Raw genomic sequence first — 20,219 nt, forward strand, 5'->3', positions numbered from 1 at the left:
TTACTGTACAGCTCCGTGACAGTTTTTAAACTTCTTCCCGCTTCCACAAGGACATAAATCATTTCGCCCGACCGCCGCTTCATTGCGAACAGGTTTTTTCTTTACAGCTTCTCCATCTTCTTTCGGATTCACTGCTTGACCTTTTGCTACTTCTTCGCGCTCGAGGTTATTGCGAATTTCTGCTTTCATTGCATATTTTGCAACGTCCTCTTGAATCGCTTCCACCATTGCCTCAAACATCGCAAAACCTTCACTTTGGTACTCACGTAGTGGATCGTTTTGTCCATAAGCTCGTAAGTGAATACCTTGACGAAGCTGATCCATTGCATCGATATGATCGATCCATTTCGAGTCTATCGAACGTAGTAACACTACTTTTTCGAATTCACGCATACGTTCAGCAGATAGATCTTCCTCTTTTGCATCATAGAAACGAATTACTTCTTCTTTAAGTTTATCGATGATTTCTTCCGAAGATAAACCCTCTAAACTTTGTTGTGAAATAATACCTTCTGGCAATAAATTCGCATTGATATAGTCTTCAATTCCTTTTAAATTCCACTCCGCTTTATTTTCAGAGTTTGTAAAGGATCCGACTAAGCGTTCAATTACTCCGAAAATCATTGATTCTACTAGTGCACGCATATTCTCTGTTTCTAATACTTCATTACGCTCTTTGTAGATGATCTCACGTTGCTGACGTAATACGTCATCATATTGCAATAGTCGTTTTCGTGAATCAAAGTTATTACCTTCTACACGTTTTTGCGCTGATTCTACTGCGCGAGAAACCATCTTAGATTGGATTGGTTGTGAATCATCCATGCCAAGCTTCGACATCATATTACGCATATTATCTGAACCAAAACGACGCATCAACTCGTCTTCCATTGATAGATAGAACTGTGTAATACCTGGATCTCCTTGACGCCCAGAACGTCCACGAAGCTGATTATCAATACGTCTAGACTCATGGCGTTCAGTACCGATAACTGCCAATCCACCGACTTCAATAACACCTTCGCCAAGTTTAATATCTGTACCACGACCAGCCATGTTCGTAGCAATTGTTACAGAGCCCATATGACCAGCTGTTGCAATTATTTCTGCTTCATGTTCATGATTTTTCGCATTTAATACATTATGCTTAATACCGTGTTTTGTTAACAAATTGGAAATAATTTCAGATGTTTCAATGGCTACAGTACCAATCAAAACAGGTTGGCCATTTTTATTTCTTTCGGCAATATCAGCTGCAACAGCTTCAAACTTGCCATTCATCGATGCGTATATTAAGTCTGCACGGTCGTCTCTCATAATTGGGCGATTCGTTGGAATAGCAATAACGTTCATATTGTAAATATTACGGAATTCCTCTTCCTCTGTTTTCGCTGTACCAGTCATACCTGATAATTTGTCGTACATACGGAAGAAATTTTGGAATGTAATGGTTGCCATTGTCATCGATTCATTTTGAATTTCTAAGCCTTCTTTTGCTTCGATTGCTTGATGAAGACCATCACTATAACGACGTCCTTTCATTAGACGTCCAGTAAATGAGTCAACGATAACAACTTCTTCATCTTGAACTACATAATCCACATCGAGGTGCATAGAGACATGTGCTTTTAATGATTGATTGACTGCGTGATTTAAACGAACATGTGTTAAATCAAACAAGTTTTCAATACCAAATGCTTTTTCTACTTTTTCAACACCAGTATCTGTTAACGTCACACCTTTTGTTGATTCTTCATACGTATAGTCTGTTTCTTTCGTTAAAGTCCGAACGAAAGCATTAGCTTGTTTATAAAGAAGAGCTGCCTTATTTGCTTGTCCAGAAATAATTAATGGCGTTCTTGCTTCATCAATTAAGATGGAGTCAACTTCATCTATTACTGCATAATGAAGTGGACGTTGAACTTTATCTTCCTTGTACAACACCATATTATCGCGTAAGTAGTCAAAACCTAGTTCATTATTAGTAGAGTATGTTATATCGCAAGCGTATGCTTCACGTTTTTCTTCTTTAGACAATGAATTTAAATTTAAGCCAACTGTCATCCCTAAAAACTCAAACAGTTGTCCCATTTCCGTCGCATCCCGACTTGATAAGTATTCGTTGACAGTTACAACGTGTGAGCCAAGTCCAGGAATGGCATTTAAATATACAGACATAGTAGAAGTAAGTGTTTTCCCTTCCCCTGTTTTCATCTCTGCAATATTTCCTTCATGAAGCGCAACAGAACCCATGATTTGCACGCGGAAAGGATACAATCCTAGAACACGTCTTGCACCTTCACGTACTACAGCAAATGCTTCTGGCAATAATCCATCTAATGTTTCTCCGTTTGCATAGCGTGTACGAAATTCGTCGGTTTTAGCACGTAATTCATCATCAGTCTTTGCTTCCATTTCTCCAGCTAAGGCTTCTACTTTATCAGCGACTTTTTCTAGTCGTTTAAGGTCACGTTTATTTAAATCGAATACTTTATTTAATACACCAAGCATCTATTTTTCACTTCCCATTTAGTCTTACTCCCCATTTTACCATTCGTTACATAGTGGTGCAAACAACATGTCGGTTCACAAAGAGGTTGTTTGCGCTAAAATTGGAGGAGTAAAGATTTTCTTTCACCTTTATATTAACATAAAAAAACTCTCCTCTTGCATGGAGGAGAGTTAGGATATTATCTAACTGGATGAAATCGCTTGTCGTTCGAAGTGCAAACGTTCTTGTTTGCGACGAGTAACCGCAGGTGCAAGTAACGAAGCATGATAGCATTTGTAAACAGTCAGATTAGTTTGTTTCAATTAAACCGTACTTACCATCTTTCCGTTTATACACAATGTTAGTTCCATTGGATTCTGCATCTGTAAAGATATAGAAATTATGGCCTAACATATTCATTTGTAATACAGCTTCTTCATGGTCCATCGGTTTAAGATCAAATTGCTTTGTACGAACAATATTGTATTCATCTTCTTCATTCTGTTCCACTGATGTATCAGGAGAGTCCACGCTAGCAAAATATGCTGCTACCCCTTCGCGTTCACGGAATTTACGGTTTACTTTTGTTTTGTACTTACGAATTTGACGTTCTAATTTATCAACTATTAAATCAATTGCTGCATACATATCCGCGTTTCGCTCTTCTGCACGAAGAGTTAGATTTTTCATAGGAATAGTTACTTCAACCTTCGTCTGCTTATCATTATACACCTTCAGATTTACATTGGCAGTAGCTTGGATCTCTTCGTTAAAGTATCGGGCAACTTTCTCAACTTTCCCTTCGACATATTCTCGAATTGCAGGAGTCACCTCAATATTTTCTCCACGAATGTTAAAGTTCAACATGTAAACTCCTCCTTTAATATAACGCTTATATTATTTTTCTACATACACCTTAAAATATCCTTCTTTTAAAAAGAAATTTTTAAGTTTTGTCGAACTTTGGAATAAGCTTTACTTCTTAAGTTCCAGTTCTTTTTTACGTCTGCTTTTTAGTTCACTGATGATTAAACTTTCACTAACCTCGTCGCCCATTAGCCTTATACCATATTCAAATCCTTCTTTTTGACGACGAGACCATATAAATTCACCAACAATCTGGATAGGCTCATCATCTAATTGAAATTGGAGTTCCACATGGATTAATTTATCAATGGCTATTAACAGCTCCGAATACATCTTTACCCCTTTTGGGCTAATATCAATCATTTTACAATTACCTTTTTTAGAAATTTCTTCAGGCGATGTTTCACTTGCGTCTTTTATTAATCGAAAAGTTGCCTTAAATGGTTCTTCGAACGTATACCTAAAATATTCGTTTCGTTTATAGAGCAATTTATTCACCCCTTTGACAAAATCTTATTACAAAATCTTTCCTTTATTATGGCGAAGGAAAAGTATATTTTCAAATAAATGTGATTTTACCCAAAATAAAAAAATACTCTACCGTAAATTATACGATAGAGCAATTATTTATATGTTTTATTTGTTTACAGCTACAGTTACTTCTGCCACTCGTTTAGCACCAACATAGCGTTTTCCCCAATAATATGGGTCACTCAACTTATCAACTTTTACACCTTTTGATGAGGAAGAATGAATAAATTTACCATCTCCTATGTATATACCAACATGTGAAACACCTTTGCCAGAAGTGTTAAAGAATACTAAATCACCCGATTTTAAATCCTCTTTACTAACTTTATCCCCTGAACTATGCATACCAGCAGAAGTTCTTGGAAGGTCGATTCCTAAATCATCAAAAACATAATTTACAAATCCGGAACAATCAAATCCAGCTTTAGTTGTCCCACCACCACGATATTTTATTCCTATTAAGTTTTTAGCTGTTGCTACTAGTTCATCTGAATTTACTGCAGTTGAAGCTTCAGTATTTCCTGCGAATGGTGCTGTAACTAAAAGTGTAGATAATAAGCATATAGTAATGATCTTTTTAGACGTGGATTTGAAATTCATGTTGTTCCCCCATGTGGCTAAAGTTTTCTGAAAAATTAACTAAATTCATCTTACCACTAAATATTCCATTTTAATTTTACATTTGTGTAACAATTGTGTTACAAAATTCTTTGTTTGTTAGTCCTAAAATCACAACTACAATACCCATAAGTCCTAAATAATATTGGATTTATCAAATAAAAAAGCCTAAAAAGTCATTTTGATGACCTTTTAGGCTTTTGTTACATTGCAAAACGAGAAGTAGATTCCTCTAATATAGTAGCTTGTTCACTAACTTCATTTATAAGTTCTGATAAGGATTCTATCGTTTGAACATTAGACGTAAGCAATTGTACCGTTCGCTCCATATGAGCCGTATTTTCTTCAATGGATTCAGTTAGTGCAAAAATTAGCTTCTCTGATGTATTTTTTTCTTGCTCAATTGTAATAATAGAGTCGGCCATATGCTCGTTTTGATTTTTTGATTCGCGAATAAAAGATACTATTTCATCTAATTTCTCATGTAATAATAGAAATGTCGCCGCATTATGCTTAGAAGTGGACAATCCTTCAGAAAATACTTTTTCCATTTCATTTCCTTGTAATGTAATCGAAGTAGAAATTTCATGAATCGTATTTGCTGTAGTAGAGACTTCATCAGCTAGTTTTTTCACTTCTTCAGCAACAACTGCAAATCCTTTACCATGTATCCCTGAACGTGCTGCTTCAATTCCAGCATTCAGTGCAAGTAAATTCGTTTGTTTTGAAATGGTTTGTACGATAGTAGTCATACGAGCAATTTCTTCCGTTCTTTCTTGTAATAGCTTTCGCTCTTTATCTGCCGCTTTAAATAAAGCACGTAATCTTCCAGCTTCAATTGCTGCTTTTTTCATTGTATCCGCACTTTCATCCGCTATTTGCACAGCTATTGATGCATGGTTATTCAATTCCACTGCTTTGTCAGTAACTTCTCCAAAAGTACGTGAGAATTCTTCTAAAAATGCTCTTATTCCAATAGAAGCATCTTTTTGTTCTATCATATTGTTAGTAGTTTCATGGATTGCTGTTTGCACAGTGTCAGTACTTGCCACCGTTTCATGCGAATAGTCTTTTAATATTGTACTATCTTTGCTTAGTTTTTCTGCAATTTGTTTAATGATATGTACCATGTCTTTCAAGTTCGTTTGCATTTCATTCATTGCAACAGAAACTTCACCAATCTCATCTTTTGTAGATATAGTGAGAGGTTTTATTTGTAAATTTCCAGTTGCTATTTCTTTCGCAGTGGAAGCTACTTTCACTAATTGTTCTTTTATTTGTCTATTTGTTAAGAATAACAAAGCTGCAGATAATACCCCAGCGATTAAGAAGGATGCGATAACCACTAAAATCATACTTTGTTGGCTTTGGTTCATTTGATGAATAATTGATTGTCGATTTTCCGATTCCAGCCTTCTTGTCTCATTGAGCATTTCTGTTAGTTGTAGTTGTTCCTCATTCATTGCCTTTAGTTGTCTACGCTTCGCTACATTATCCTTCTTTTCAACTGATTTTTTTAAGTTATTTTCATACGTCGTATACATGCCATTTAACGTTTTCGAAAAAGCATCCCAGTCTAAGTGTTGAATTTTTTCGCGGCTTGTTTGTGTAAGCTCTTCAAGACTTGCTTTTCTCGTTTCGTAGCCTTCTTCAAATTCTGGTAATGGATCTCCTGCATAATGCGAAATAGCAATATACAAACTCGCTACTTCAGCCTTCATAATATCAGCTTTTTCGACATTATGTGAGGAGATTTCCAACTGGTCTGATAATTCTTGATTATGTATAACTTGTATAATCAATATCACCGCCATCGCACCAAATAAGAAAAAAGAACTAAAAATAGCTATTAAATACTTCATTCGCAATGGAATACTAGACCACTTTTTCATAGGTATTCAGACCTCCTACTGAAAAATATAGCACGGGTATTACCTCAAAAGTATGCAATCTAGCAATCTTTACAATACTTTTACAAAAGAGTTTAGAAGACAAAACTGAATATTCTATATAGGATAGAGTAATTACACAGTGAAAGGAAGTAGGAACATGAATTTAGGACTAACCGATAAACGTGTCATCGTTATGGCATCCAGTAAAGGACTAGGCAAAGCGACGGCACTTCAATTTGCAAGAGAAGGCTCGAAAGTACTCATTTCAAGTCGAAACGAAGATGAACTTAAAAAGCTTCCGAGGAAATAAAACAGGTAAGTAACAATAATAATGTCTATTTTTCTGTATGCGATGTAACGTAGGAAAACGTCATAAATCGTCTCTTTGAGACAGCTAACGCTAAACTTGGCGGGGTGGATATTCTTATAAATAATGCAGATGGGCCTACTCCTGGTGGCTTTGGTCAAGTAAATAATGACGATTGGAAAGCTTCGTTCGCAAAAAATCTACTAAGCTATATTCGCACTATTCGATTAGCCCTCCCCTTCATGAAAGAACAAAATTTTGGCAGAATCGTCAATATTTCTTCCTCCTCTACAAAAGAAGTGCTAGACGGTCTTATCTTGTCGAATACATTCAGATTAGGGATGGTTGGACTTTCCAAAAGTATTGCTCGTGAATACGCAGCAAACAATATATTAATCAACACTGTCGGACCAGGTCGAATACAAACTGACCGTGTCACAGAGCTAGATCAAATAGCAGCAGACAAGAAAAATGTAACAATGGAGGAGATCCGAGAGGGGTATGAGCAAGTGATTCCCATTGGAAGATACGGCGAGCCAGAAGAATTTGCAAAAGTCATCGTATTTTTGTGTTCAGAAGCGAATACATATATGACAGGGCAAAATCTCGTGATAGATGGAGGTATGCTGAAGGCGTTGTGAGGGAGAAGATTAGAAATAACAGTTAGTTGCTATTAAGTGGACAATGTTTGCTTTACATGTAAATTGGCTGCCAATTATTTGCTAACTTGAAGGAATAGATTACCTTTATACAGAAAAGAGTGACTTCATGTAAATGAAGTCACTCTTTTGTTATTATTTAACGATTAATTTGATTTTGTTTTGGGATGGATCTTTTGTGATTAAAATTCCGTTTTCTTCAACTACATTGATATTGTTTGTTTTTAAATTTTCAACGGTTTCATTTAAGACTTCCTTGCTCGGATAAACCAATGAAAATGCTTCAAGACCGACTACGTTTTCTCCAGCTGGCGGTGCACCTACCCCAGCCCATGTGTTTAGTCCGATATGGTGATGGTATTTACCAGTCGACATGAAGAGTGCTCCTGGATAATTAGGTGTAACAACCTCAAATCCTAACAATCTATAAAACTTCTCTGTTTCACCTAATTCACTAACGTGTAAGTGAATATGTCCCATTACAGTACCTTCCGGTAAACCTTCCCACTTAGTACTCGCTCCAGCAGCTAAAATGCCTTGTGCATCTATTTGAAGCGTATCCATCGCTACAAATTCACCGTTCCATGTCCACTCAGTATCTGGACGGTCACTATAAATTTCGATGCCGTTTCCATCTGGATCATTTAAATACAATGCTTCACTCACTAAATGATCTCCTGCTCCAACTCGTTCATTAATTTCAATAAGATGCTTTAATACTGCACCCAAATCTGCACGAGTAGGTAATAATAGTGCAAAGTGATACAAACCAGTTGTTTTTTGTGTTTTAGGCAAACTATTTGCTCTTTGTTCAAGAGAAAGAAGAGCCGTTTTACCATCAGCTGTTAATAGTGCTTTATTTTCTTGCTTCTCTAGTATTTTAAAACCAATTATTTCTTGATAATAACTAAGTGAACGTTCTAAATCTGATACTTTTAATTCTACTAATTCTACGAAAGTGTAAGGTTTATTTTGATATTTCATTTCTATTACTCCTAACATTAGTTACTTATAGTAAGTTATTATATTTTAGTTAGTTAATAAAGTCAAGTAACTTAATCGGTAAATTTTGATATGTAGTGAATGGATGCTGTTACTCGCTACTTTCTCATCTTTACTCGCTATATAATCATTAGTATTCGCAACATTGAACTCTTTACTCACAAGTTCACAAGTTTAACCACGATACCTCACTCTGACTAGATTTCCAAACCATAAAAAAACCGCTAGATGATTTAACTAGCGGTTTCAATATTTTTATTTTGCCATTGGGACTTGAATGGACATTTGCTGACATTCGGTTAGTTTGCCAATGTCGAAATTTCCTCCACTCACGATTACTCCAACGTTACCAGCGGAGGATGGAATGTGGTGACTCAACACTGCCGCTACTGCTGCGGCTCCTGCACCTTCTATGAGCGTTTTTTCGCGTTCTAGCATAAAGAGAATTGCAGATGCAATCTCCTGCTCCGTCACTGTGATGATGTCGTCCACAAGGGAATGAATAATGTTCATTGTTAGCTTTCCAGGGACTTTCACGTTTATGCCCTCAGCAATCGTTTTGCCTTGGTATGGTAGTAAAGCTGCATTCTTTCCTTTATAAGCAACTGCAATTGCAGCTGAATTGATGGACTGAACACCAATGACACGAATATCTGGGCGAGACGATTTTACTGCAAGCAATGTGCCTGCAAGTAATCCCCCTCCCCCAGCAGGTACGACAATCGTGTCAAGTTCCGGTCGTTGTTGCAGCATTTCCATCGCTACCGTTGCCTGGCCTTCTATTACGGCTAAATCGTCAAATGGATGAATGAATGTTGCTCCAGTTCGAAGCTGTTCTTCTCTAGCCGCAACATATGCCTCATCAAAATTTTGTCCCACAAGCTTGACCGTTGCCCCATACCCTTTAGTGGCATCCACTTTTGCTACTGGAGTTCCGATTGGCATGAAAATCGTTACAGGAACATTTCGCGCTTTTCCAGCGTAAGCGACGCCTTGCGCATGATTTCCTGCTGAAGCTGCGATTAAACCTTTTGCGCATTCGGCTTCCGTAAGCTGTGAAACTTTATTCATTGCTCCTCGAATTTTAAATGAACCCGTTTTTTGCAAGTTTTCCATTTTTAGAAATACTTTTCTTCCACTGATTTCATTCAAAGTAGTCGACTTTTTACATGGTGTCCGATGAACGAACTCTGCTACTTTTTCAGTTGCCCGATATAAACCTACAGTGTCGTATGAATTCCCAACAAAACCATCTCCTAGTTTACTAATTTTAATAAAACAGATTACGCATTTTCAGTCTTAGACCGCCTTATGCTTTTTTAATTCGTAAGCTTTAATATGATCTTCGTATTGGAAGGTCAATGAAATTTCATCCCAACCATTTAAAAGCATTTTCTTTTGGTATGGATCGATATCGAATGAATAAACTACACCGTCTGCACCAGTAACTGTTTGTGCTTCTAAGTTTACTTCTACGTTGTATTCTTCATTACTTAAAAGTGCTTCTACCTCATCTACGGACAATTTTATAGGAAGAAGTCCATTTTTCATGCAGTTATTGTAGAAAATATCCGCGAAACTTGGAGCAATAACTACACGGAAGCCGTAATCTAAAATGGACCAAGGTGCATGCTCACGTGAAGATCCACATCCAAAGTTCTCATGTGCTACTAATATAGTAGATTCTTTATAACGCTCGTCATTTAAAACGAAATTTTGGATTGGATTTCCTTGTGCGTCAAAGCGCCAGTGGTAAAATAAATATTTGCCGAATCCTGTACGTTCAATTCTTTTTAAAAATTCTTTCGAAATGATTTGGTCCGTATCTACATTTTTTTGATTTAAAGGTGTTATAACACTTTTGATTTCATTAATAGGCTCCATGGGTTTTCCTCCTTACGCATTCACTAGTTGAAATTTGCGAATATCTACAATATGACCTTCGATAGCTGCAGCAGCTGCCATTGCAGGACTCATTAGATGAGTTCTTGACCCAGCACCTTGACGACCTTCAAAGTTTCGGTTAGATGTAGATGCACAATGTTCACCAGCTGGTACAACATCGTCATTCATCGCTAGACACATACTGCAACCAGATTCGCGCCATTCAAATCCTGCATCAAGGAATATTTTGTCGATGCCTTCTTGTTCTGCTTGTTTTTTCACTGTTTTTGATCCTGGGACGACGATTGCCTTCACATTCGGATGTACTTGACGGCCTTCAATCACATTGGCTGCTGCACGTAAATCGCTTAGGCGAGCATTTGTACAAGAACCGATAAATACATTGCTAATTTGAATTTCCTCTAAAGGCATTCCCTCTTGGAGACCCATATATGCTAGTGCTTTTTCATGCGCTTGTTGATCACTTGTTTCTGAAAAATCTTTTGTAAATGGAATGTGCTTAGAAACACCTGAGCCCATCGAAGGATTAGTTCCCCATGTTACAAAAGGTTCGATTTCATCTGCAGAGATTTCTACTGTTTTATCGTAAGTTGCCCCTTTGTCTGTAGCTAGAGCTATCCAACGAGCTGCTTCTTTTTCAAATGCTTCACCTGTTGGAACATGCTCACGTCCTCTAAGGAATTCAACGGTTGTTTCATCTGGGCTAATCAAACCTGCGCGTGCTCCTGCTTCAATTGACATATTACAAATGGTCATGCGCTCTTCCATCGACAATTTACGAATTGCCTCACCTGTATATTCCACGATATATCCAGTACCCATATCGATACCGAATTTTGAAATAATCGCTAGAATAATATCTTTAGCAGCCACGCCAAACCCAAGTTCACCTGTTACTTTGATTTCCATTGTTTTCGGTTTCGCTTGCCATAGTGTTTGCGTGGATAGAACATGCTCTACTTCACTTGTACCAATACCAAAGGCAATGGCACCAAAGGCACCATGAGTTGATGTATGACTATCCCCACATACTATAGTTTTACCTGGTTGTGTTAGACCAAGCTCTGGACCAATAATATGGACAATCCCTTGATCGGGATGATCCATATTGGCAAGAGGGACACCAAACTCTTCACAGTTTTGTTGAAGCGTGCTAATTTGTTTACGTGCAATAACATCCTTAATCTGCTCTCTGTTTCGTGTTGGAACGTTATGATCCATCGTTGCGAAGCAAAGATCCGGACGACGAACCTTACGATTATTTAGTCGTAGCCCTTCAAAAGCCTGAGGAGATGTCACTTCATGGAGCAAGTGTAAATCGATATAGAGAAGGTCTGGTTTACCCTCTTCCTCGTATACAATGTGTTCATCCCAAATTTTCTCAATAATCGTTTTTGCCATTTAGTCCCTCTCCTTTTGGTTAGACATAAGAAAACATTATGCTTTCAGATACAAATTCTGAGTCTAACTCTTCTAATACTTTTGCTGTCCATTCTGTTGTAGAAAGCGCTCGTTTTCCTTCTACTTGTAAATCACCTGTAAGATTTCCATCATTTAATACATTAAACACTGCTTCTTCCACTGCTGCTGCTTCTGTTTCAAGTTGGAATGCTTCACGAAGCATCATTGCCACAGAAAGAATCGTTGCCGCTGGATTCGCTTTGTTTTGCCCTGCAATATCAGGAGCTGATCCGTGTACTGGTTCATATAAACCGAAGCCATCCTCACGTGTACTTGCTGATGGTAGCATTCCTAGAGAACCAGTAATTACAGATGCCTCATCACTTAAAATATCACCAAACATATTTTCCGTAACGATGACATCGAAAGCTCCTGGCTTTGTAATTAATTTCATTGCTGTTGAATCAACAAGCATATGCTCTACATCTACGTCGGGATATCCTTGTTTTTTCTCTTCTACGATTTCACGCCATAATTTACTAGAATCAAGGACATTTGCTTTATCAACGGATGCTAGTTTACCTTTGCGACTTCTAGCAATTTGGAAAGCTGTATCGACGATACGCTCAATTTCCTTTCTTGTATAAACAAGCGTGTCAAGCGCATAGTCGTTTGTTTTCTTACGTGGTTCAGCGAAATACAGACCGCCTGTTAATTCACGAACGATTACTAAATCCACATCCTTTGCAACTTCTTTCTTAAGTGGAGATGCATCAAGTAATGCTGGAATAGCTTTTACAGGACGAATATTTGCATATAAACCGAAATGCTTACGGATTGCTAATAATCCTTTTTCAGGGCGTAAATGAGATGGATTCTGATCCCATTTCGGCCCACCTACTGCGCCTAAAAGGATGGCATCACTTTGACTACATGCATCAATTGTTTCTTGTGGAAGAGGATTTTCCTTCGCATCAATCGCCGCACCACCAATCAGCGCATATTGCAGATTAAACGTATGATTGAAGCGATGAGCAACTGCTTGAAGCACCTTTACGGCTGCTTGTGTTACTTCTGGACCAATTCCATCTCCCGGTAATACCGTTATCGTTTTTTCCATCCCATTCACTCCCATTTTTTATTGTGGTACTGCTATTTGCTCTTGATAGTGTGATTTAACTAATCGACGGTTTATAGCGTTCAAATATGCTTTTGCAGATGCTTCCAATACATCCTGAGATGCATTGCGCCCTGATGAAATAACACCATTAAAGCTTAGGTTAACGATTGCTTCGCCAAGTGCATCTCTTCCTTTAGAGACAGAAGATACACGATAATCAATAATATGAACTTCTCCGTTCACTAGCTTTTCTAATGTATTGAATATAGCTTCTACCGAACCAGCTCCAGTGGAAGAAACTACTTCCACTTCACCAGATGGTGTTTTAGCTTGAACCGTAGCAGTTGGAATATTAGAAGTACCGTACTGTACCTGTACGCTTTCTAATTCATAGACTTCCACTTCAGAAGTTTGTACTTGTTGATCTGTCAATAAAACAAATAAATCTTCCTCGGTAATCTCTTTTTTACTATCTGCTAATTTTTTAAATGCAACAAATGCAGCATTTAGCTTTTCATCACTTAATTGGAAGCCCATCTGTATTGCGCGATCAGAGAATGCATGACGACCAGAATGTTTACCAAGTACTAGTTCAGTTGCTACATCACCAATCAATTCTGGTGTAATAATTTCATATGTTTCTGGGTTTTTCAGCATACCATCTTGATGAATTCCTGATTCATGTGCAAATGCATTCTTCCCAACAACCGCTTTGTTTGGTTGGATCACAACCCCAGTTAACTTACTTACAAGCTGACTTGTACGTTTAGTTTCTTTTAAAACAATACCGGAATCTGCTTTGTAGTAATCATTTCGAATATGTAGTGCAACCGCAACTTCTTCAAGCGCTGCATTGCCTGCACGTTCTCCAATTCCGTTGATCGTACCTTCAACTTGTGTAGCGCCATTTTCAATGGCTGCAAGTGTGTTGGCAACTGCTAATCCTAGATCATCATGACAGTGAGCAGAAAGCTTCACTTTTTCAATACCAGTCACATTTTCACTCAAGTATCTGAATAAAGCCCCATATTCAATTGGAGAAGCATATCCTACAGTATCAGGAATATTAATCGTAGTAGCTCCCGCTTTAATTACTTCATTCATAATTCGTACTAGGAAATCACGGTCTGAACGTGTTGCATCTTCCGCTGACCACTGAACAAGTGGAAAATATTTTCTCGCAAGCTTTACGGATTCTACTGCAATTTCAATAACTTGCTCAGGTGTTTTGTTCAGCTTATATTGCATATGGATTGGGGATGTCGCGATAAATGTGTGTAGATGTGGCTGTACTCCACCTTTTAAAGCCTCCCAAGAAGTTTCAATATCACTTTTAATCGAACGAGCTAACCCTGTTACCGTTGAGTTTTTCACTGTGTCAGCAATTAGTTTAACTGCCTCAAAGTCTCCAGGAGAAGAAGCAGGAAACCCTGCCTCTATGATAGAAACTCCAAATTTCTCAAGCTGACGAGCTATTTCTAACTTTTCTCGCGTGTTTAGGTTAATCCCTGCAGATTGCTCTCCATCACGTAGCGTTGTGTCGAAAATATCAATTTTGACCACTCGTCACCACTTCTTTCTTGACTTGTTTTTTTCCTTCATTGATGAAAGGCATCATTTCACGAAGTTTTGCTCCAACAACTTCAATTTGATGTTCAGATTCTGCTTTTTTGATTGCGTTATATTTTGGACGATCTGTTTCGTTTTCTTTAATCCATTCTCTTGCAAATGTTCCATCTTGAATGTCCGTTAATACGTCTTTCATACGATCTTTTACAGAAGCATCAATGATGCGTGGACCTGAAACGAAGTCTCCCCACTCAGCTGTATCCGAGATGGAAGAACGCATTGTTGCCATTCCACCTTCGTACATTAAATCAACAATCAGTTTTAATTCGTGTAATGTTTCAAAGTAAGCAAGCTCTGGTTGATATCCTGCTTCTACTAAAGTTTCAAAACCAGCTTTTACTATTGCAGTTGTACTTCCACAAAGTACTGCTTGTTCTCCGAATAGATCTGTTTCTGTTTCTTCTTTGAATGTTGTTTCCAATACTCCAGCACGAGCAGCTCCAATTCCTTTTGCATATGCTAGAGCTAGATCTTTTGCTTGACCAGTTGCATCTTGATATACAGCGAATAAACCTGGTACCCCTGCTCCTGCTTCGTATGTTCTACGCACTAAATGACCTGGACCTTTTGGTGCTACAAGGAATACATCCACATCAGCTGGAGGTACGATTTGATCAAAATGTACGTTGAATCCGTGAGCGAATACTAATGATTTTCCAGCAGTTAATGCAGGCTGTATCTCTGCTTCATAAACAGCTTTTTGTCTTTCATCTGGTAATAAAATCATGATAACGTCTGCTTTTTCAGCTGCTTCTTTTACAGAATAAACTTCTAATCCGTCTTCTTTTGCTTGATCGAATGATTTTCCTGCACGAATACCAACAACTACGTTAAAACCTGAATCCTTTAAGTTTTGTGCATGTGCATGACCTTGTGATCCGTAACCGATGATTGCAATTGTTTTTTCCTGTAAAAGTCCTTCGTTGATATCTCCGTTGTAATACATTTTAGCCATTATAATTTCCTCCTCGAATTTGGGTTTTTATATTATTTAAAAGTTTATATACTGTATAACTAAGTATCAGACAAGCTTTGTTCACCAGTATTGCATTTTTACAGTATGGATAATTGTGGTGTGTTTGTTTTTTGGGTTTCACGAACAAACGCTGTAACACCTGTTCTTGTAAGCTCTTTAATACCATATGGTTTGAGCAGATCAATGAAAGCATCAATCTTTTCTGGGTTACCGGTTACTTGAAAGGTAACAACGTTTTTCCCCGTGTCGATTGTATAAGCTCGGAATGGTTCAATAATACTGTTTATCTCTGCTCTTACAGCAGGTGGCGCTACGACTTTCACGAGTGCCAACTCTCTCACAACAATTGATTTTTCTGTAATATCATTAACTTTCAACACATCTACTTGTTTTTGAAGCTGTTTTAAAAGCTGTTCTAGTTTTTGTTCATCTTGTACGTTTACGACAAACGTCATTTTAGAGATTTGCGGTTGTTCCGTATGCCCCACTGTAATACTTTCAATATTGAATTGACGCTTCATGAGTAGGCCAGTAACACGGTTTAAAACACCACTTTGATTGATCACTGTTACCGTAATAATTCTTTTCATTCTGGCTTCACTCCAATCATTTCATGTAGCCCTTTACCTGGAGCAACCATTGGATAGACACTTTCTTTTTGAACAACTCGACAATCAATTAGGACTGGCTCATCTGATGCAAGTGCTTCTTTTAATTGAACTTTTGCATCTTCATATGTTTCGATTTTGTAGCCTTTAATATCATAAGCAGCTGCTAATTTTACGAAATCAGGCTGAACTGGGATGAGAGATTGCGAGAAACGCTCTCCATGGAATGTCTCTTGCCATTGGCGTACCATTCCGAGTGCTTGATTGTTTAAGATAATAACTTTTACTGGGATTCTCATCTCTTGTAGTAGAGACAGTTCCTGAAGTGTCATTTGGAAACCTGCATCACCAACGATGGAAATTACTTTTGCTTCTGGTTTAGCAAGCTGTGCACCAATTGCTGCTGGGAAACCAAATCCCATTGTTCCAAGTCCACCAGATGTTACCCAGTTATGCGGATGATTGAATTTATAATACTGTGCAGTCCACATTTGATGCTGTCCTACATCAGTAGTTACAACTGCATCTCCATTTGTATACTCATGTACAAGCTCTAACACTTGCTGTGGTAAGAGCCCTCTTTCCTCACTCGCTTGATAATGAAATGGATATTCTGTTAGTGAAACACGTAAACTCTCTAACCACGTAGCAGTATTTCCATTTGACACATCTTGTGCAAGCAGTGCCTCCAAAGCTTCCTTTGCATCCGCAACAATTGGGATTTCTGTAGGAACGTTTTTCCCAATCTCCGCTGGATCTATATCGATATGAACCACTTTTGCATTCGTTGCAAAGTAGTTTAAGTTTCCTGTTAGACGGTCATCAAATCTTGCGCCTACATTAATCAGTAAGTCACAAGTTTGAATTGCCATATTGGCTGTGTAAGTCCCGTGCATCCCTGCCATTCCTAAAAACAACTCATGATCGCCTTCTATACTTCCAAGTCCTAGGAGTGTATTGGTTACAGGGATTTGATACTTCTCGGCAAACGCTGCTAATTGGTCTGATGCTTTGGCGAATAATACACCTGCACCTGCAAGTATCAATGGTTGTTTTGCAGTAGAAATAGCTTGGGCTGCCTTCTGTATTTGTAAAAAGTTAGGCGTTGTCGTCGGTTGATATCCTGGAAGATTTACTTCTAGGTTTACATCCTCTGATGAAACAAACATGCCTGTTGCCATATTTTTTGGAATATCTACGACGACTGGTCCTGGACGACCTGTGGAAGCAATATGAAAAGCTTCGTTAATAATTCTTGGTAAATCTGCTACATCTTTCACTTGGTAATTATGCTTTGTAATTGGTTGTGTAATCCCAATGATGTCCGCTTCTTGAAAAGCATCTGTTCCAATAACAGTAGTAGCAACTTGACCTGTGAAAACAACGAGTGGAATGGAGTCCATCATAGCATCAGCAATACCTGTCACTAAGTTCGTTGCACCCGGTCCAGAAGTAGCAATAACTACCCCTACTTTCCCTGATACTCTTGCATATCCTTCAGCTGCATGGATTGCACCTTGCTCGTGACGAGCTAGAATATGTTTGATAGGATTTCTGTATAATGCATCATAAATCGGTAAAACTGCACCACCTGGATAACCAAATACTACTTCAACCTGATGTTTTTTTAGTGTTTCGATTAAAACATCCGCTCCATCTAATTGCTTCGGAGCTGCAGGCATTTGAGCTTCTTCATAGGTTTGTTCTGCTTCTTCTACACTCAACTTCATCATAATTTCCTCCTTTTACTTAAATCGTCCAGTCCAACAAATTAGCATCTACATCTAGACTTCAGCGCCTAGCTCCTCGAGGTCAAATGTGAAACTTCTTCGTCCATCAAGATGGACTGTGAAGTTCCTCATTTGCTTGTCGGAGCTAAACAGGCGCTTCCGCTTTAGAAAAAAAAGAAAAGAATTTCTCCCACACAAAAAAACTATAGTTCTTTTGTATAGGGATGAAATTCTTTTCATGGTACCACCCTAGTTCGCAGCGCAACCGCTACCTCGCAGACAACCGACAAATTGCCGACCATCCATTTTTAACGAGAGTAGCTAATTTACTACACCCGGAAGTATCTAATTGGTTTCCCGTTCAACACTTCACTCCGAGGGGATGTCGCTAAAGGTTGTATTGCCGGGTCCCAGCACCACCGGCTCTCTGTGAATACAAGATTCCTTTAACTTTTACCTCATCATAGATTTAATCAATATTCGTTTAGATTTTCATTACTCCACCTGTACTCGCAGATGTTACGAGTTTCGAATATCTTGCTAAATAACCCTTTTTAATTTTTGGTTCAAATGGTTGTAAGTTTGATCTTCTTGTAGCTAATTCTTCTTCATTAACCTTTAACTCTATTGTTCTATTTGTTAGATCAATAGCGATAATGTCATCATTTTCAACTAATGCAATCGGTCCACCTTCGGCTGCTTCTGGAGAAATATGTCCAATGGAAATTCCTCTTGATGCACCTGAGAAACGTCCGTCCGTAATGAGTGCCACTTTAGTTCCTAATCCACGACCTTGAATCGCTGATGTTGGAGCAAGCATTTCTGGCATCCCAGGTCCACCTTTTGGACCTTCGTAGCGGATAACGACTACATGGCCTTCTTGAACAATCCCGTTATCTATCGCTTCTTGTGCTGCTTCTTGTGAATCGAACACAATTGCTTTTCCAGTAAATTCTTTAATGGAAGGATCAACTGCTCCTACTTTAATCACTCCACCATCTGGAGCAATGTTTCCAAACAACACGGACAAGCCGCCTACTGGACTATATGGATTTTCTTTTCTGCGTATGACTTGATCATTTTTAATTTCTGCATCCTTCACGTTCTCATAGAGAGATTGACCAGTTATCGTCATTCGATCTGGATGAACAGCACCAGGAATCTCGCAAAGTTCTTTTATAATTGCACTAACTCCTCCTGCAAGATGTACGTCGTGCATAGAGTAATCAGAGGCAGGCATAATTTTCGATAAATAAGGAATCCGTTTTGCTACTTCATTTATTTCTTTCACGTCATATTCGATTTCAGCTTCATGCGCGATTGCCAGTGTGTGGAGAACTGTATTTGTTGAACCACCCATTGCCATATCTAGTGCAAACGCATCATCGATTGTTTCTTTTGTAATCAAATCTCTTGGCTTTACATCTTCTTTAATCATTCGTACAAGATGTTTAGCCGCTTCCTTAATAAGTCGGTGACGTTCCTCGGAAGTTGCAATAATTGTACCGTTACCTGGAGGAGTCATCCCTAACATTTCCATTAAAGAGTTCATAGAGTTAGCTGTGAACATTCCCGAACAAGAACCACATGTAGGACATGCATTTTGTTCAATATCGAGAAGTTGTTCTGCAGTCATCGCACCGGATTTATAAGAACCAACTCCTTCAAAAACGGATGTTAATGAAAGTTGTTTCCCGTCAGCTGATGTTCCAGCCTCCATTGGTCCACCTGAAACAAAAACAGATGGGACATTTGTTCTGACTGCTGCCATTAACATTCCTGGTGTGATCTTGTCACAGTTTGGAATGTAAAACACTCCATCAAACCAATGCGCGTTAATAACTGTTTCGGCAGAATCCGCGATAAGCTCTCGACTCGGAAGTGAATATCTCATTCCGATGTGACCCATTGCAATCCCATCATCAACACCAATCGTGTTAAATTCAAATGGAATTCCACCTGCTTCGCGAATTGCTTCTTTGACGACCTCAGCAAATTTATTTAAATGCATATGGCCTGGAATAATATCAATATAGGAGTTACAAACACCGATAAACGGTTTATCTAAATCTCTTGTTTTTACCCCAGTAGCATAAAGCAAACTACGATGCGGGGCACGATCAACGCCTTTTTTTATCATGTCACTTCTCAATATAATCGACTCCTATATCACTGCTAATCTAGCAACTAGCATTGAAGCTTTTGCTTTTGTTTGATTGTGAATTTTCTCACAATATTTAATATATTGTTGATATCATAACTCCTTTAAAATGGCGCGTCAACACCCTTTTTGAAAATTGTCAGTTATTTTTGAATATTCATTAATTATGAAATCGCTTACATCTGCGATATATCGCATTTTATATTCAGAAAAAAATATTTGTGAACAATTTGTTAAATTGACGTGGACGTGGAAGTTCTATGCTGAAGTGGTCTCAAGTAGAACCGAGTACGAAAGATTAAAGCAAAATAAAAAAGACCCT

The 20,219-nt window shown here is 38.2% G+C and carries 15 protein-coding genes, 1 pseudogene and 1 other annotated feature; of the genes and pseudogenes, 1 reads left to right on the top strand and 15 read right to left on the bottom strand.

Annotated elements, in window-relative coordinates; all coding sequences use genetic code 11:
• The 5 genes from secA to AN959_RS01270 form a co-directional block, all read right to left on the bottom strand.
• A complete protein-coding gene (secA, locus tag AN959_RS01250; RefSeq protein ID WP_053590277.1) occupies window positions 1-2,511 on the bottom strand; it encodes a preprotein translocase subunit SecA in 2,511 nt (836 codons plus the stop codon).
• Between the two features lie 289 nt (window positions 2,512-2,800).
• Window positions 2,801-3,358: a ribosome hibernation-promoting factor, HPF/YfiA family gene (hpf, locus tag AN959_RS01255; RefSeq protein ID WP_053590278.1), complete on the bottom strand. Its 558-nt coding sequence runs from the start codon at window positions 3,356-3,358 to the stop codon at window positions 2,801-2,803.
• A gap of 108 nt (window positions 3,359-3,466) precedes the next feature.
• Window positions 3,467-3,847 carry a PilZ domain-containing protein gene (locus AN959_RS01260; RefSeq protein WP_056827595.1) on the bottom strand — a complete coding sequence of 127 codons (381 nt, stop codon included), beginning with the start codon at window positions 3,845-3,847 and terminating at the stop codon, window positions 3,467-3,469.
• 147 nt (window positions 3,848-3,994) lie between these two features.
• Window positions 3,995-4,489: a C40 family peptidase gene (locus tag AN959_RS01265; protein ID WP_056827597.1), complete on the bottom strand. Its 495-nt coding sequence runs from the start codon at window positions 4,487-4,489 to the stop codon at window positions 3,995-3,997.
• A 221-nt stretch (window positions 4,490-4,710) separates the two neighbouring features.
• Window positions 4,711-6,399 carry a methyl-accepting chemotaxis protein gene (locus tag AN959_RS01270; protein ID WP_056827599.1) on the bottom strand — a complete coding sequence of 563 codons (1,689 nt, stop codon included), beginning with the start codon at window positions 6,397-6,399 and terminating at the stop codon, window positions 4,711-4,713.
• Between the two features lie 157 nt (window positions 6,400-6,556).
• On the opposite strand from AN959_RS01270, the pseudogene AN959_RS01275 reads away from it, so the two are divergent.
• A pseudogene (locus AN959_RS01275) lies at window positions 6,557-7,347 on the top strand (SDR family oxidoreductase).
• Window positions 7,348-7,500: 153 nt separating this feature from the next.
• Here the strand turns inward: AN959_RS01275 and AN959_RS01280 are convergent.
• The 10 genes from AN959_RS01280 to ilvD all read right to left on the bottom strand — a co-directional run bounded on the left by AN959_RS01280 (window position 7,501) and on the right by ilvD (window position 19,888).
• On the bottom strand, window positions 7,501-8,349 hold the full coding sequence (locus AN959_RS01280) for a VOC family protein (RefSeq protein ID WP_056827601.1): 849 nt from the start codon (window positions 8,347-8,349) through the stop codon (window positions 7,501-7,503).
• A 273-nt stretch (window positions 8,350-8,622) separates the two neighbouring features.
• Entirely contained in the window at window positions 8,623-9,519 is an 897-nt protein-coding gene (locus AN959_RS01285; RefSeq protein ID WP_056827603.1) for a threonine/serine dehydratase, read from the bottom strand.
• 147 nt (window positions 9,520-9,666) lie between these two features.
• Entirely contained in the window at window positions 9,667-10,251 is a 585-nt protein-coding gene (gene leuD / locus AN959_RS01290) for a 3-isopropylmalate dehydratase small subunit (RefSeq protein WP_056827605.1), read from the bottom strand.
• 12 nt (window positions 10,252-10,263) lie between these two features.
• Window positions 10,264-11,673 (bottom strand): 3-isopropylmalate dehydratase large subunit, encoded by a 1,410-nt coding sequence (gene leuC, locus AN959_RS01295; protein WP_056827607.1) that lies wholly within the window; start codon window positions 11,671-11,673, stop codon window positions 10,264-10,266.
• A 19-nt stretch (window positions 11,674-11,692) separates the two neighbouring features.
• Window positions 11,693-12,793, bottom strand: coding sequence for a 3-isopropylmalate dehydrogenase (leuB, locus tag AN959_RS01300; RefSeq protein WP_056827609.1), 1,101 nt, complete (start codon window positions 12,791-12,793; stop codon window positions 11,693-11,695).
• Between the two features lie 18 nt (window positions 12,794-12,811).
• Window positions 12,812-14,356 carry a 2-isopropylmalate synthase gene (locus AN959_RS01305; RefSeq protein ID WP_056827611.1) on the bottom strand — a complete coding sequence of 515 codons (1,545 nt, stop codon included), beginning with the start codon at window positions 14,354-14,356 and terminating at the stop codon, window positions 12,812-12,814.
• On the bottom strand, window positions 14,343-15,377 hold the full coding sequence (ilvC, locus tag AN959_RS01310) for a ketol-acid reductoisomerase (protein ID WP_056827613.1): 1,035 nt from the start codon (window positions 15,375-15,377) through the stop codon (window positions 14,343-14,345). Before ilvC ends, AN959_RS01305 begins: the two co-directional genes overlap by 14 nt.
• Window positions 15,378-15,475: 98 nt before the next feature.
• Window positions 15,476-15,988 carry an acetolactate synthase small subunit gene (gene ilvN / locus AN959_RS01315; protein WP_053590288.1) on the bottom strand — a complete coding sequence of 171 codons (513 nt, stop codon included), beginning with the start codon at window positions 15,986-15,988 and terminating at the stop codon, window positions 15,476-15,478.
• A complete protein-coding gene (gene ilvB, locus AN959_RS01320) occupies window positions 15,985-17,688 on the bottom strand; it encodes an acetolactate synthase large subunit (RefSeq protein ID WP_056829074.1) in 1,704 nt (567 codons plus the stop codon). The genes ilvN and ilvB overlap by 4 nt, the downstream gene beginning before the upstream one ends.
• A gap of 265 nt (window positions 17,689-17,953) precedes the next feature.
• Window positions 17,954-18,210, bottom strand: a binding site (T-box leader).
• A gap of 10 nt (window positions 18,211-18,220) precedes the next feature.
• Window positions 18,221-19,888, bottom strand: coding sequence for a dihydroxy-acid dehydratase (ilvD, locus tag AN959_RS01325; protein WP_056827614.1), 1,668 nt, complete (start codon window positions 19,886-19,888; stop codon window positions 18,221-18,223).
• Window positions 19,889-20,219: the final 331 nt, after the last annotated feature.

This window comes from Psychrobacillus sp. FJAT-21963 (assembly GCF_001420585.1).
GTDB lineage: Bacteria > Bacillota > Bacilli > Bacillales_A > Planococcaceae > Psychrobacillus.